At 41.9% G+C, this 14,461-nt stretch carries 15 protein-coding genes; 4 read left to right on the top strand and 11 right to left on the bottom strand.

Features of this window, described 5'->3' with window-relative positions; translation table 11 throughout:
* From WKF69_RS04060 to WKF69_RS04080, 5 genes are all read right to left on the bottom strand, one after another.
* On the bottom strand, positions 1–464 hold a 464-nt coding region (locus WKF69_RS04060), incomplete at its 3' end, for a hypothetical protein (protein ID WP_340379681.1).
* Positions 465–980: 516 nt separating this feature from the next.
* Positions 981–1,742 (bottom strand): SDR family oxidoreductase, encoded by a 762-nt coding sequence (locus WKF69_RS04065; RefSeq protein WP_340379684.1) that lies wholly within the window; start codon positions 1,740–1,742, stop codon positions 981–983.
* Between the two features lie 36 nt (positions 1,743–1,778).
* Positions 1,779–2,135: a cupin domain-containing protein gene (locus WKF69_RS04070; protein ID WP_340379686.1), complete on the bottom strand. Its 357-nt coding sequence runs from the start codon at positions 2,133–2,135 to the stop codon at positions 1,779–1,781.
* A 29-nt stretch (positions 2,136–2,164) separates the two neighbouring features.
* A complete protein-coding gene (locus tag WKF69_RS04075; RefSeq protein WP_340379688.1) occupies positions 2,165–3,220 on the bottom strand; it encodes a branched-chain amino acid aminotransferase in 1,056 nt (351 codons plus the stop codon).
* Positions 3,221–3,304: 84 nt separating this feature from the next.
* On the bottom strand, positions 3,305–3,679 hold the full coding sequence (locus WKF69_RS04080; RefSeq protein ID WP_340379690.1) for a VOC family protein: 375 nt from the start codon (positions 3,677–3,679) through the stop codon (positions 3,305–3,307).
* Positions 3,680–3,911: 232 nt separating this feature from the next.
* Here WKF69_RS04080 and WKF69_RS04085 point away from each other — a divergent pair, with 232 nt between their 5' ends.
* Both WKF69_RS04085 and WKF69_RS04090 read left to right on the top strand, forming a co-directional pair.
* Positions 3,912–4,058, top strand: coding sequence for a hypothetical protein (locus tag WKF69_RS04085; protein ID WP_340379692.1), 147 nt, complete (start codon positions 3,912–3,914; stop codon positions 4,056–4,058).
* Positions 4,059–4,107: 49 nt separating this feature from the next.
* On the top strand, positions 4,108–4,302 hold the full coding sequence (locus WKF69_RS04090) for a hypothetical protein (protein ID WP_340379694.1): 195 nt from the start codon (positions 4,108–4,110) through the stop codon (positions 4,300–4,302).
* 404 nt (positions 4,303–4,706) lie between these two features.
* Here the strand turns inward: WKF69_RS04090 and WKF69_RS04095 are convergent, their stop codons facing one another.
* Positions 4,707–7,094, bottom strand: coding sequence for a TonB-dependent receptor (locus WKF69_RS04095; RefSeq protein ID WP_340379696.1), 2,388 nt, complete (start codon positions 7,092–7,094; stop codon positions 4,707–4,709).
* Between the two features lie 299 nt (positions 7,095–7,393).
* Between WKF69_RS04095 and WKF69_RS04100 the strand changes: the two genes are divergently transcribed.
* A complete protein-coding gene (locus tag WKF69_RS04100) occupies positions 7,394–9,199 on the top strand; it encodes a glycoside hydrolase family 3 C-terminal domain-containing protein (protein ID WP_340379698.1) in 1,806 nt (601 codons plus the stop codon).
* Positions 9,135–9,641, top strand: a complete 507-nt coding sequence (locus tag WKF69_RS04105; protein ID WP_340379700.1) for a fibronectin type III-like domain-contianing protein — start codon at positions 9,135–9,137, stop codon at positions 9,639–9,641. Before WKF69_RS04100 ends, WKF69_RS04105 begins: the two co-directional genes overlap by 65 nt.
* A 315-nt stretch (positions 9,642–9,956) precedes the next feature.
* Here the strand turns inward: WKF69_RS04105 and WKF69_RS04110 are convergent, their stop codons facing one another.
* The 5 genes from WKF69_RS04110 to WKF69_RS04130 all read right to left on the bottom strand — a co-directional run bounded on the left by WKF69_RS04110 (position 9,957) and on the right by WKF69_RS04130 (position 14,280).
* Positions 9,957–10,235 carry a hypothetical protein gene (locus tag WKF69_RS04110; protein WP_340379702.1) on the bottom strand — a complete coding sequence of 93 codons (279 nt, stop codon included), beginning with the start codon at positions 10,233–10,235 and terminating at the stop codon, positions 9,957–9,959.
* Positions 10,236–10,258: 23 nt separating this feature from the next.
* Positions 10,259–11,518, bottom strand: a complete 1,260-nt coding sequence (locus WKF69_RS04115) for an amidohydrolase/deacetylase family metallohydrolase (RefSeq protein WP_340379704.1) — start codon at positions 11,516–11,518, stop codon at positions 10,259–10,261.
* A gap of 31 nt (positions 11,519–11,549) precedes the next feature.
* Entirely contained in the window at positions 11,550–12,773 is a 1,224-nt protein-coding gene (locus tag WKF69_RS04120) for a selenocysteine synthase (RefSeq protein ID WP_340379706.1), read from the bottom strand.
* Between the two features lie 106 nt (positions 12,774–12,879).
* Positions 12,880–13,800, bottom strand: coding sequence for an RraA family protein (locus WKF69_RS04125; RefSeq protein WP_340379709.1), 921 nt, complete (start codon positions 13,798–13,800; stop codon positions 12,880–12,882).
* Between the two features lie 12 nt (positions 13,801–13,812).
* The gene (locus WKF69_RS04130; RefSeq protein WP_340379711.1) at positions 13,813–14,280 is read right to left on the bottom strand and encodes a RidA family protein; all 468 of its coding nucleotides are present in this window, start codon (positions 14,278–14,280) and stop codon (positions 13,813–13,815) included.
* Between the last annotated feature and the right edge of the window lie 181 nt (positions 14,281–14,461).

The following is a 14,461-nucleotide window of genomic DNA, read 5'->3' on the forward strand; positions in this document are numbered from 1 at the left end:
TAATCGCCGTGTTCTCCTACTATGACTACGCCATCCACTGCAAGCTCCTTCCCTCCAAGCGTCACCGCTTCAGTTATTGATTTAAATACCGGAATGCCCTTGGCTTTCGCGACCTTCTGGCCGAGAAGGCTTGTATCATGCTGGTGCAGGTAAAGAGATACTACCTCAACACGGGAATCCATGTGAGCGCCCTGCCACCAGTAACCGTCGATCAGCTTGTTTACCAGCCAGTCGGCATGTGATCTCGTCGCACCCCAATAGGTAGCCAGAACCGCGATGCGGGGTTTTGCCTGCTGAGTCCGCGGAAAAGCGGCGGCCACGTTGCCGGTCAAAGCCGTTAACCCGAACACACTGGCCATTGTCAGCATTTCACGCCGGGTGAATGTTAGGTTAGACTCAATAATTTCGTTGCTTGGAAATGAATCTACCGCCCCTGCAGCAAGTTCATCTTTTTTCTTTGACATAAATTATTTCTTGTTTAGGAATGTGTATGCTGGCCCGGTGTTAAATCTTATCCAAAAACTAAATTAAGAATAGTTTCAAGGAATAGGAATGAATATGGGAGGTGGAGTGTAACAAAATGGTTGAAGAAGTGAGTTGTTGGTTGATAGTTGTTAGGATAGACGGACAAAGGGTTGCCAGCTGCGTGTTACCCCATGCTGTCCGGGAGGCAGGTACCTGGCTGGGCGGATCGGAATGACGTGGTTGATGGAAGACTAGAGATTTCTCCGAGCTTCACGTGCCTATTAAAATATGATAATCCCACTAGCTCGTCGAAATACTACCATCTATTAATTTCATTCCATGGATCATTCCTTTCCGGATTCATTTTATCGATCAATGATCCGGAAGCCTCTGTAACTGGTACCCCAGCTTCCACCAATGTGTGCGTCAAATAAGTATGGGATCGAATTCTTTATTTTCACGTCATCATGATCATGATCATGCCCATTACATACAAGTCGCACGTTAGGATACTTTTAATGTCCCTTAATCCACCCTCCATCGACTGCCAATGACTGACCTGTAATATAACTTGCCCGTTCACTTACTAAGAATGCGGCGGCTGCAGCAAACTCTTCGGGTGTTCCGAACCGTTTCATCGGGATGGTATCCTTTACTTCGTTTACCTTTGGATTTTTATGAATTAGATTTTCGAGCCGGTTTGTATTAGTGTATCCCGGCAACAAATTATTTACCGTGATGCCATGACTAGCTACTTCGTTAGACAGGCTTTTTACCAAACCCAATAAACTTGTTCGTACAGCATTTGATGAAATCAGGTTGTCGGCTGGTTGTTTAACGGCAACAGAAGTTATGGTTAAAATACGTCCGAAACCTTTTTCCTTCATACCCGGCAACACCTGTTGAATAATATCAACCGCGCTTAAAAACAATAAATTATAGAGGTGTTTCCAATCATCTAAATTAAATTGTTCAAATGGACCGGTTGCTGGACCACCAGTGTTTGTTACTAAAATTTCAATATTACCAAAAGCTTTAACACTTTGCTCCACAAGGTTTCTTCGTTGGCCTTCATCAGTAATGTCACAAACAAACGATGCGACATTATTTGGCGTAATGCCTTCAATATAGACTTTAGTTGTTTCTAATGCTGCTGCATCAGTACCGCATATAATAACTTTGGCTCCTTCTTTTGCCAATTCAATTGCAACAGCTTTACCCAAGCCTTTGCTTGATGCTAATATTAACGCAACTCTGTTTCGAATTCCTAAATCCATCTTTAAAATTTATATTTCCGTATTTAGTTTTACCAACTACTTTCTCAAATAATTATCTGAGCCATCAATCCAATCTTGGCGGGGTGGCGCAAAAATGTCAATTTCCTTAACCTTACCAATCATTAAGGCTTTGTGCCGGCGATTACCCGGAATAACAATTGATTCTCCAGGCAATATATCAACAGAATTATCTTCATCATCATCAAACCAAAAACGAAGTACGCCTTCCTGCACCTCGGTGATTTGTTCATTGTCGTGTGAATGCCAGGGGACAGTAAACCCATCTTCAAACTCCAACTTAGCAATCATCACTTTTTCTCCATGAATGAGTTGTCTTTTCATTTTTGGATTTACCTGTTCAACAGGGATATCACTCCAATTAATTTTTTGCATAACTATTATGATTTATTGATTTAAGATATCTAATAAACTGGTGTTAACCAATTGTGTTTATCTTCAATTATTCCTGCTCTTAGCCCATTTATTTCGTTATACAACATGTTGCTGATTTCAGCTTCTTTAGTGTTTGGCAAAGTTATACATACATCGCCATGTGTGATTTCTGAGATATGAGAAACCACCGCTGCCGTGCCCGAGCCAAAAGCTTCTTTTAAATTTCCAGCCTGGTATGCTTCTAGAATTTCATCAATATAAATATCTCGTATCTCCACCTTTATATCTTTCTGTTTAAGAATATCGATAAAATAAGTTCTAGTTGTGCCTTTTAAAATCGCGCCGTTAAGTTCTGGTGTTAAAACCGTATCACCGATAACAAAAAACAAATTCATCATCCCTATTTCCTGTATCTTTTTAAAATGAGGGCTTTCAAGCCAGATAACCTGATCGAAACCCTTTTGTCTTGCTAACTGACCAGACTTAAAAGAACCCGCATAATTACCTCCTGTTTTAGCTTCGCCTGTGCCTCCGGGCACTGCCCTTATCAAGGTTTGTTCGGTAACTAATTTTACCGGGGCTGTAAAATAGGGCTGAGCAGGAGCAGCATAAATATAAAATGTGTAGGTACTTGAAGGAACGACCCCTAACGAACTTTCAGTAGCTATCATTGTGGGGCGCAGGTATAACGCACTTTCTTCTGTTTTAGGAATCCAGTTTATTTCTAAACGGGTTATCGCTTTTAGGGCTGACAAAAACAGCTCGTCTGGCACCGCAGGCATACACATACGCTCCGCTGAACAATTAAACCGTTCAATATTTAAATCGGGCCGAAGCAATTTTGGAATGCCATCCGCACCAATGGTTGCCTTCATGCCTTCAAAAATGCATTGGCAATATTGCAGGGCTTTAGATTGGGGGTCGAGCTGTAAACTTTGATAGGGAACAATTCTGAAATCACTCCATTGACCATTGGCATAATCCATAATAAACATATGGTCTGAAGTATACTTGCCGAACGGAATATCGTTGAAGTCTATATCCTTCAGCCTGGAATTCTCTGTTTTGGTGATGTTTATATCCATGTCAGTTCCTTGTTTGTTTTGGCAAATAGAGATTAGAAATTATGTTAGTAGCACTTCAAAATTATTGTTTGCTAATGTAGCTTGTTACAAGCCATCCGTGATTTGAAGTAATTCCATGCGATTACCAAACGGATCAACGAAAGCAAAACGCTCCCAACCCGGTACTTTATGTTGTGGCGAAATCTTAATTCCATTAGCTTCCAGGTGTTTCCTTGCCGATAAAATATCGGTTACCTCCAGAGCTGTATGTCTATCGGTATATCGAGAGGCTTCTTCAACGCCAAGATGAAGCTGGGCGTCACCAATATTGAACCAGTAGCCTGGGGAATCAAAAACATCGTCGGGGCGCTCGATCAGTTCTAAACCAATTATATCCCGGTAAAAATTCCTGGCTTCTTCTAATTTCTCAGGTGCTAAACAAATGTGGAAATGGTTTATACGTTTAAACGTGATGCTCATTTGCTGGGATAAAAAATCATTAATAATCAAAAATAAGGCTTTATCGTTAATTTGTGTATGATGTTTATTGCATATTCCGACGAATCTTTAGATGAGATTACAATTCACGAGAAGGCGACAATACTTAGATTTCCTTAACATTTAATCACACCGGAATTTTGATAAAGCGCTGCTACACGCCGAGAGCGCGCTGGGTAAATATTCGACACTGATAGATTACAATAATCTGAGCATGGCTCTCAACAAACCTATCCCGGGTACCAATGAGGAGATAATCTTTTATAGCTCAGTGATGTCATTTTCATTTGCCAGTCGTGCAATAGTTACTGTCGCAGATTACAACAGCTACCTGATCTACGCAAAACGGACTTCTTCCTAAAAAATGCTTCAGGGACTGGAACTTTAGGGGCACGTATACAGGAAATTTGATGTTTTTTGGAGGATTGGCTGTTGATGAACTGTACCTGATCAAAGCAGAATGCTATGCGCGAAAAGGGAGTACCTCAGCAGCATTGCAGGCGCTAAATACCCTGCTTGAAAAAAGATGGAAGAAAGGAACGTTTCAGTCCCTGACTGCCCAAACGGCTGATGAGGCTTTAGCTTTGATCCTGGGGTTCAGCTGAGTGGGATTGAGCAGAATGAGAGGTAGGAGTTAATACCCGGCATGCTTTCGTGCCGGGTTTATATTGGTAGGCAAGACTATTAAGCTCGCTTGATTTAAGGTACTGTCTTTAAAACTAAATATTTCCCATATTTTCTCTTATTTTTTTGATAAGCTCCCAACTACCTTAAACAAAAGTGTATAATCAATATTCCGGGCTCGAGTTTATTCGTTATTTTTTTGATATTCATGAACTCATCCTATAAAAATATAGTCCATATGAAAGCATTTTTTATTTCTATCATAGCTTTTCGACTTTTGATAAACGGTTGCAAACGCGAAAAATCGGTAACACCAAAGGATGTTGTGTATCTTTCATCCAAATAAAAGCCCCCAAAATGCGGGCTTTTACTTTATGTAATTGGACTACAATTTTGTACATAGAGACAAGAAAAATGTCCTTCCTTCTCCCGGTACAACACCCGGTGCATTGCCAGCGGTTCTCCGGGTATAATAGGCAGCGTCTGTTAAATTGTTAGCCACCATTTTTAAATTGAACTGTTTATTTATTTTATATCCCACGCTAAGATCCATTACCGAATAAGATGGAATTGTACCTGCGCTGCCTGATTTGTTTGCAAGTATTGTATTTGCTGGATCTGAAAAAGCATTGGCTGTAAAAGAATGATTAAAGGAAGCATTGAAGCGCTTTAAAAAATAGTTCAACCCTGAACGGATAATCCATTCCGGTGCGTTTTCAACGTCTTTCCCCTTGAATGTCCCGGCAGTATAATTTGCATGTATATAAGCAAGTGAATTATAGAAAGTAACATAGCCAACACCAGACTTAATTTTCAAAGCCCGTAAAGGGTCCACTTCAAAGAAGCTCTCAAGTCCATAGCTCCTGCTGTCTCCGGCGTTTGTCTTGAATTTATAAGAAGTGGCAACGCCATTAATTAATTTGCTACGGTCAATATCGCCAACCCGATCGTTATATTTTAGAATAAATCCGCTTACATCAAAGGTGAAAAAGGAATTGATTACTCCGCGATAGCCCAGATCCAAATTGAAACCTTTAGCATCTTTTAGTTGAGGGTCTGTTTCATCAACTAAATTGGTGGGGTAAAGGTCACCAAATAAAAACGGACGGAAACTTTGTGAGGCATTTGCATAAATATCAGTATTTGTTGTCAGTTGATATCCGATACCTAAACCGCCCAGCATAACCGTTCTGCTTATGGCATTGTCGGCGTTTAAAGCAGGCGTTACCATGCCTACTGCATTTGACTTGATATTTTCGACCCTAAATCCGGGAGTAACAGTTAGGAGGTTAATTGGGCGAAAAATATTTTCTGCGAAGAACGCATAATTTTTTGTTTCTAAATCCAGGTTTCTGGTTATTGCGTTTTTTCCGAAATAATTGTAATCAGCATCATTTCCAGCACTTCCATTCCCTTGCTGCCTAATGGTTTCTCCAGTGTAATATCTGAGGCCAGTAGCGATTGTTTGGCTGCCGTTAAACAGTTTATAATTGTTTCGGTAACGGATTTCCGTTCCGAAATTGGTATATAAATCTTTAGAAATAGATCGGGCAGTACCTGAGTCTTTAAAATCCTGCCCAGGAGCCCCATTATTACCAATGCTGCTGCGATTACCGGACAAAGCAAACGTTTGGACGGTCAGTTCGGAATTCGAATTGATTTTGTAATCCAGAGTTATGGAGGGTATATTCCAGGCTAAACTAAACCAGTTTCTCGCCCGGAAAGATACTTCCGGATTGGTCAAAAACTGTAAATCGCTTATGCCGCCTGCCTGCTGGATCTTATTATTATATTGGGTTATATTCAAGGTCAGACTCAATTTATCATTAAACTGGTACCCTGCAGAAACATATCCGTTAAGCGTATTATAGTAATTATTCTGTCTCCAGCTATCGCCCCGCCGACCGTTTAGGAAACCAAAATATTTCCATTTTCCAGAACTGCCTCCGGCAGAATTATATGTATTTAAAACCCCATATGTTCCGGCGGTTTGTATTGTTTCTATACTTAATGGTTTGCTGGAGGCATCTTTCATAACAAAATTAACCGCGCCACCAAACTGAGGACCGTATTGTAAGGAAGCGGCACCTCTAATTACTTCAATTTTCTGAACCCCCTCTAAAGCAGGGGTATAGTAGCTTTCTGGGTAGCCAAATGGATCTGCAGAAATATCAATGCCGTTTTGACGGGTATTGAATTCCCATGAACGGTTAGGACTGAGGCCTCTGGCTCCAATATTCATTTGGGTGCCTGTACCATCTCCTTCCCATATTTGCAGGCCGGGTACTTTGGCAAATGTTTGACGGGTATTATTTACCGCCAGATTTGCATCAGTAAGTGTAAGGTTAAGCACTTCATTTTTCTTCCCGGCGTATATAGATGTTCTCTGCACTTCGTCCAAACGGCTTAAACCATAAAAACTACGTTCACTGCCCGAAATCACTATACCCTGTAAGGTAATGGAAGTGTCGCCCTTTAATATCCCCAGGTCTAATTCAGATTTTGACGTTGTAAATGACGACAAGGAAATTTCTGATTTGTTAGGCAAGACGGCAGTCAATGTGTAAGTTCCTGCCTTGTTTAATTTAAGCTTGGATTGCCCGGTATTGTCGGTTTGCGCCTGGGTATTTTGATCAATTTTGATAATGGGATTGCCTAACGCGTTATCCTGATTATCCTTTATAATACCCTTAATGGTTTGAGATATCGCGATGGGAGAAAAGCTAAAAAAGGCTAAAGCAGAAGCCAGGAAGTAGTATGTTCGTGTATTCATGAGTGGTTCTTTGCCTGCAAATATATACTTATTAAGACTAATTAAAAATAAGTTTTAATTTTTTATACTAAAAAGATAAAGATGTGTGGTGATCACGTATTTGTCATTTATCCAGCCTGACCTAATCAATTTAAATCGTGACACGCAAAAATTTCACTTAATTAATAAATTATCAATGATTTAAAAGAACGATTTTTATTTTTACTTGACACTAATTAGTGTATGTTATTAATGTATTTTTAATAAGCCTCTTAAAATTACAAACTCAGTTTAAAGCCATTTAATTGTATTAGAAAATAATGAAAAAACTAATTCAGTATTTAAGAAAAGCGGCAGCGTGTTTTTTTGTCGTGGTATCTGGCAGCAGTCAGATGCTTGTCGCGCAAACGGACAAACCCCTTTATCTTGATTATACGAAACCGATAGAAGCGCGTGTTCGCGATCTAATGTCGAGGATGACTTTGGAGGAAAAAGCGATATTTTTAAATCATGTGGGCCCTGATATTACACGTTTCAATATTAAATCCGACAAATGGAATCAAAGTTTACATGGAGTGGTATGGAATCAAGGCCCGCTTGCTGCACGACAGCGTACTACTATGTTTCCCGTATCTGTTGCTATGGGTGCTACCTGGAATCCAAAACTTATGACTGAGGTTGCTTCGGCTATTTCAGATGAAGCAAGGGCTATTTATAACTGGTGGCATGTAAGTCCGGGTACTTTCCCCGCCGGGGCAATGAAAAAAGGGCTGATATACCGGTCGCCGGTGATTAATGTTCTCCGCAACCCCTATTGGGGTCGCAATGAGGAAGCATACAGTGAAGATCCTTTTCTTACCGGACGCATGGCGGTAGCTCATGTTAAAGGCCTACAGGGAAATGATCCTAAATATTATAAACTCATCTCAACCCTCAAGCATTACGCGGTAAATAATGTGGAATATGGGCGCCAAAGCCTTTCTGCTGCTGTAAGTGAACGCATGCTGCATGAATATTGGCTCCCTCATTTTAAGGATGCTATTGTAGAAGGAGGCGCTTTATCTATTATGGCTTCCTATAATGCCATTAACGGGATACCAAGCAATATCAACAAACTAATGCTTAATGATATTCTGAGAGATCAGTGGGGTTTTAAAGGCTTTGTTGTTTCAGATCTTGGTGGTGTAAAATCAATGGTTAATGAGCATACAAAGGGCCAGATGACCTATGAAGATGCAGTAGCCCAGTCCGTTCTTGCTGGTTGTGATTTTTCAGATGTAGAATTTATGAATTTTCTTCCCTCAGCTGTAAGACAGGGTAAGCTTTCGGAAGATAAATTAGATGAGGCTCTTTATCGCGTCATGCGTTCACGTTTTCTATTGGGTGAATTCGATCCTTTTGATATGGTCCCGTACAGTAAAATCCCCATTTCCGTAATAGGAAGTGAAAAACATCGCCAACTGGCTTTAAAGGCTGCACAGCAGGCTATTGTACTGCTTTCTAATAAGAAAAACACCTTGCCCTTAGATAAAACTGAGATCAAAACTATTGCTGTAATAGGACCTCAGGCTGATGTCTTTACCATAACAGGTTATAGCGGCCTGCCGATGGAAGCTATCACTCCGTTTCAGGGAATCAAAAACCGTATGGTCCCCGGAACTGAAGTGCTTTTCACAAAGGGATCCCCTCCTCCACCGACAACAATAAATCCGAATTCACCTGCAGCAAGTGCGAATGCAACACCTCCCTCAACTTTTGATATTGCAGGGGAGCTTACTAAAGCCGCTGAAATGGCGGAAAGGGCAGATGTGGCAATATTGTATTTAGGTACAACAAGTCAGGTAGAGCGCGAAGGAGCAGATCGTACCTCATTGGGCCTACCCGGAAACCAGGAAGAACTATTTAAAACCGTTATGGCAGCCAACCCTAATACTATCGTAGTTTTAATGAATGCCGGTCCAATAACAATGCCTTATGTTAAGGAAAATGCACCAGCTATTATAGAAGGATGGTGGAATGGTGAGCAAGGAGCAAATGCAATAGCTGATGTGATCTTTGGAAATGCTAATCCAGGAGGCAAACTATACAGTTTATGCATCCGAATCCCAGGTGCCGCCGCAGGATGAGTATGACGTTACTAAAGGGTTTACTTACATGTACATAAATGGAAAGCCACTTTTCCCATTTGGGCATGGTTTAAGCTACACAACTTTTAACTACAGCAAGATAAAAATATCTGATAAGAAAATCACGGCAGATGATAAGATAACCGTAAGTGTAAATGTGAAAAATACAGGTAAAATTGCCGGGGATGAGGTTGTACAATTATATGTACATGATGTTATAGCAAGTGTTAAAAGACCAACTAAAGAGTTGCGTGGATTTGAACGTATAAGTCTGCAACCTGGTGAGACAAAAACAGTAAGCATAACCATTCCCGCCGAGAAACTGGCATTTTACGATGAAAAAACTCATGGCTTTCTTTTGGAGCCCGGCGTTTTTAAACTGTTTGTGGGCAGTTCGTCTGAAGATATCCGATTACAAACAAAATTTGCCGTAGTAAAATAATTGCCAGTTAATAAGATACATATAAATAAGGTCGGACCTTGATTTATATCTCAGAAAGTTAAGTTCCTAATAATCAAACAATATGAAAATATATGATAACATGTGAAAACGATATTACTTTCCGATACAGAAAGTAATCAATGGTCACAGTCAGATACTTAAGAAAATAAATAAGGAAAAGTAAGAAAACAGTAGATTGGCATTTTGCATCCCAATTTTTCAACAAGGCTTTTCGGCAGATCATAAGAAAGCTGAGCATTTCTGAGCCTTAAATAGCTCGCATCATTCAGCCACCAAGAAGAGATCACCGTTTTGTTAGCGACGGGAGCATTTTTGGTCCGCGGGTTTTTTGGCTGAGAGACGGAGAAGCTTCACATAGACATCTCCATTATCATTTACTGCGAGGCGACGGGTAGGTCCAAGAGAATCTGTTACAACAACCATCTCAAAATTGCCGGGCAGAAAAAGTCCTCCATTTTTAGGATCTGCTTTCGGAAGCACTGGTGTTGCTTTGTTAAAGCTGAAGGCGATAAGGGCGCAAAAGATAATTACAAAATAGAGCAGTGCGGCCTTTAATATTATGAAAAAAATCAAGTTTGGTTTTCATCTGATGAATCTTATCGTCTTACAACGTCGTTGCTCGCTATAGCATTTAAATCATAAACAATTCTCCCCGCCCTCATCGTTAGCTCACATTCCAGTTTCTGGGTGCCTGTTTGCTTGTTGCCGCTTACATCCCGGAAGCCAAAAATTCCTTTTCTTACTGATAAAACTGCTATATCTGCTATCGATCCAACTGATAAATTTCCCAGCTCTTCCCGTTTTATTACCTGCGCCGGAGTCCATGTGCTCGCCTTAATAACTTCTTTTAGTTTCATTCCCATAGCAAGGAATATAGAAAGCACGTTCAGCTGGTCTTTCATCGCTCCGTTCACACTGCCTTTATGCAGGTCGGTTCCCATCGTATTCGGATAAAATCCAGCTTTGATAGCTGGCAAAGCCTGTCCGAAGTTGAAACTTCCTCCTCCGAAACCTACGTCGAAAATGATCCCTTTTTTTTGTGCCTGAAGTACAGAAGGCTTAAACTGGCGTGTTTTTAAATCTGTGATCGGGTCAACAACTCCGCGAGTCGACTCAATAAAAGTGTGTGTGTATATATCACCAGGCCGGAGATATTTAGTAAAAAGCTCATCCAGTGAGAATGAAATGCTATTCAGGTCGATCATCAAAGGCATATTTGCCATCTTGCCTGCTTCTACTCCCCGTTGGATAGGAGTCCAATCTGTACCAGTATAATGGGCAACTTTAAATCCAACAACATATTGCTTATTTGCAATAGCTGCCTCAGCTGTAAGTTTTGCATCCATATCGTTCAGGTTTTGCTCATAAGGATCAATACCCCTCATGCCTTCCCCAACAATATTCAGCAATGATAAAACCCGTGTTTGTGAGTTATCAATAATGTTCTTTTTGAACAGTGCAAATGACTTCCACCCTGCGCCCCCGGCATCCACAACGGTAGTAACTCCTGACTTGAAGGTGCTTTGATCAGGAAGCACTGCTGTAGTGCCATTGCTTAGATAGTGGTCAGGCTCAAATCCATAAAAAACGTGGACATGCATATCGATCAGTCCGGGAGTAACCAGCATTCCCCGCGCATTCACAGTTTGAGCAGCCATAGTGGTATCCAGATCCTTTGCAACCCGGGCTATTTTACCATCCTGGATCGCAATATCCATCACCTCGTCAATATTGTTTTTGGCATCAATAACGTGGCCGCCTTTTATGATGACACGATATACCTGGGCCGTTTGCTGAGCATGCACACTTACAACTATACATACCAGAACTAATAGAAAATATATTTTACGGAGCATTTGACTCATCTGTTTATACCATTAAGCAATTTTACCTTACAGAGGCCTTATTCAGTTCTTCTGCCAGCCTGCGGGCTACAATCTTTTCTTCTCCATCCTGCATCATCCAGACTGAAATGATCAATGCATTTTCGACGTATTTTGGCGCCTCAATGGAAGGATTACCATTCCGGAGATTAGCGGTCATGTCGCGGCTTGCGAGCTTGATCAGCGATTGATCCCACGTGATCCTTAAGGTCGGGGTTACATTAGCAATCGGAGGAACAAATATCTCGGCCTTCGCGCCCTTGATCTTATTGACAGCATTTGCAATTACTCCTGCCCTGTCTTCCCACATTTTCCATTCTTTGCCATGATCGAGCTTTATAAATCTATCTAATGCAGCATACATGCCCAGGATCTCTTCTTTATTTACCTTCATGCCCCGCCCGATATTGTTACCTCCGGGTGGCGCACTTAAGCGGGCAGCTGCCAAAAGGTTCTTTTTACCCATCAGGATGCCGGCGCTTTGAGGGCCGCGGATAGCTTTACCGCCCGAAACGCAGACCAGGTCATAACCCATATCATTAAATTTCCAAAGATTTTCAACGGGCGGCACATCGGCAGCGATATCAACCATGGTTGGAATGTTATGCTTTCTAGCGATCGCCAGCCATTCTGCGTGGCCTATCTTCCCCCATGGTGTGGCTTCGTTATAAAACCAGGTCAGCGCGGTTTTCGATGTGATAGCCTTCTCAAGCTCTTCGGCTGTTTCAACCACCACACGAATAATTCCGGTATTGGTTAGCGTGTGGTCATAAGAGCCCATATGTGCTTTTTGCACGATGACCTCATTTTTCTCAAAAGTTGAAACATCAGGCAGCATCGCCACCTTTTTCCGGTCCATGCCCGTAAGGACACCCGCCGTACCTAACACAATCGCCGACCAGCAGCCTGATGTGACCATAGCAGCCTCTGCATGGCACATAGCAGCGATCTTTTCACCCACTTTATCCTGAAGGTCATTGTACAGAACAAACTTTCGTGAGGAGCCGTTAATGGCTGCCATCACTTCATCGCTCATCAGGGATGCCGTATGAGTAGTATACACGCCATAAGCGTTAATGAACGTCCGGAGTCCAAGCTCCTTTACAAGATCTCTTTTAGGAGCGGCAATAGGGGCTGCGCTCAAACTTTGAAAAGGTGTTACCGAACCCACTACAGCGCCCGCAACCGGAGCAACTGATAAATATTTTAGAACATCTCTACGCTTCATATTGAACATTTTTATAAAATCGTATACCTCTACAAAACTATGACCGGCGAAGATGATAAAGTCCCATCGGTTCTAACAAAAAAACTTTCTCAGTCCTGGCTGCAGATTACCAGGTCCTGTCCTTTAGCAACTCCTGCATTTCTGCTTTCGAATAGGGAAGCTTGCCCGGGTTTACGCTGATCCAGCTTTCGAAATCAGCTTCGATCTCGGGCGACCACCGGCTATCGATCTGACCTGATGTATATTTTCCTTCGCGCAGTCTTATTTGCCCGAACTCATCACGGACCAATACCAGCTCCCCTGTTTTAACTATCCGCTCTGCTAAATGCGGAGGAATAAATACCACTCCGACCATATAGCCCAATACCACATCTCCGGGTAAAACCGTAACAGGGCCTATTCGTATTGCTACATTAATTCCCTTTAACATCATGTCAGTTTGGTAAGAAGGATGATCGGCACGAATGAATGAAGTAAAGCCTTTCATTTCCATAAGATCGCGAAGGTCCCTCACGGCACCATTAAAAACCACCCCGTTTCCCGACTTCGCAAGAATAGCTGTTCCCAGATTACTGCCGATAATTGGCCCGTTATCAATTTTTCCATAGGAGTCAGCGACATACACATCCCCCTGGCTTAGCATATTGATAGGCCAGGTAACCATTCCCGGCCCTCGTCCGTCTTTTAAAGCTTTCCTATCTATCTGTTCCATTACCTCGGGGCGCAGCGGCATGTACTGAGCTGTTAAGGCCCTGCCAACAAGAATTTCACCGGACCGAATATTTTTCCAATCCATCGCATACTGGTTATTGTAACCCTCTGCTTTCAGAACTCCCCATGCCTGCTCAAGAGGGATACGACGCATTCGTTTCAGCAGGTCGTCAGATACTTTTGGCCTGCCATCAGCAAAGCGTTCACCTGTCCATTTCGGCGTCGGTTCTATCATTTCCTGACGGGTGAGGACTAGGTCCTGAGCTTGCATAATAAGCGGAAAGAGAACCAGGACGGCAACAAGAAGTTTCTTCATTAAATTCATAAGCTATTTTTTGGCAGTAACCGTGATCTCAATCCTTGATGTGCCTATAAGGGATTTAATGCCCATGATCGAACGTGTAGGGCGGGGCTCATGGAAGTAGGTCCGGTAAACAGTATTCATTCGCTCAAACAGAGTCATATCAGTGAGATACACCTGAACTGATACTACATCAGAATAGTCCATATCAGCCTCTTTCAAAATAACTCCAACTTTGTCAAGTACCGACTTCACTTCAGCTTCAAAATTTTCAGGTACAATACCTGTCTTAGCGTCCTCGCCGCTAAAGCCTGCTATGTAAAGGGTTCCATCAACCAAAATTCCCGGAGTGAATGGCAGCCCCCGGTTATAACCTTCAGGTATTATAATTTTGCGCTCTGATGCAGGTTTGGTTTTAGCTCCAGTACTTTGTTTTTCGGTACAAGCTGATAATGCAAATACTAATGCGGCACTTGCCACGATAAAACGTTTCATATGTGTTTGTTTTAATTTATAGAGTTGAATTAATCAGCCTGCTGTACTTTACACATTCAGCATCCGCTTAGCATTTCCGGACCAGATAAGGTCTCTCCCTGCATTGTCAGCCTCCTCAAATACCGCGACACGAAAAAAGGGTGAGCAATAGTCAACAAAAGGGGTTTCAGTTCCGAAAGCC

This window comes from Daejeonella sp. (assembly GCF_037719425.1).
In the GTDB taxonomy this organism is placed as follows: Bacteria; Bacteroidota; Bacteroidia; order Sphingobacteriales; family Sphingobacteriaceae; genus Daejeonella.

Excerpts from the sequence above, each read along its gene's own strand:
- WKF69_RS04065 (WP_340379684.1), bottom strand. The coding sequence starts at position 1,742 with ATGGATTTAGGAATTCGAAACAGAGTTGCGTTAATATTAGCATCAAGC.
- WKF69_RS04120 (WP_340379706.1), bottom strand. The coding sequence starts at position 12,773 with ATGAAGCGTAGAGATGTTCTAAAATATTTATCAGTTGCTCCGGTTGCG.
- WKF69_RS04080 (WP_340379690.1), bottom strand. The coding sequence starts at position 3,679 with ATGAGCATCACGTTTAAACGTATAAACCATTTCCACATTTGTTTAGCA.
- WKF69_RS04085 (WP_340379692.1), top strand. The coding sequence starts at position 3,912 with ATGGCTCTCAACAAACCTATCCCGGGTACCAATGAGGAGATAATCTTT.
- WKF69_RS04070 (WP_340379686.1), bottom strand. The coding sequence starts at position 2,135 with ATGCAAAAAATTAATTGGAGTGATATCCCTGTTGAACAGGTAAATCCA.
- WKF69_RS04125 (WP_340379709.1), bottom strand. The coding sequence starts at position 13,800 with ATGAAGAAACTTCTTGTTGCCGTCCTGGTTCTCTTTCCGCTTATTATG.
- WKF69_RS04075 (WP_340379688.1), bottom strand. The coding sequence starts at position 3,220 with ATGGATATAAACATCACCAAAACAGAGAATTCCAGGCTGAAGGATATA.
- WKF69_RS04115 (WP_340379704.1), bottom strand. The coding sequence starts at position 11,518 with ATGCTCCGTAAAATATATTTTCTATTAGTTCTGGTATGTATAGTTGTA.
- WKF69_RS04090 (WP_340379694.1), top strand. The coding sequence starts at position 4,108 with ATGTTTTTTGGAGGATTGGCTGTTGATGAACTGTACCTGATCAAAGCA.
- WKF69_RS04130 (WP_340379711.1), bottom strand. The coding sequence starts at position 14,280 with ATGAAACGTTTTATCGTGGCAAGTGCCGCATTAGTATTTGCATTATCA.
- WKF69_RS04105 (WP_340379700.1), top strand. The coding sequence starts at position 9,135 with ATGCTAATCCAGGAGGCAAACTATACAGTTTATGCATCCGAATCCCAG.
- WKF69_RS04100 (WP_340379698.1), top strand. The coding sequence starts at position 7,394 with ATGAAAAAACTAATTCAGTATTTAAGAAAAGCGGCAGCGTGTTTTTTT.
- WKF69_RS04095 (WP_340379696.1), bottom strand. The coding sequence starts at position 7,094 with ATGAATACACGAACATACTACTTCCTGGCTTCTGCTTTAGCCTTTTTT.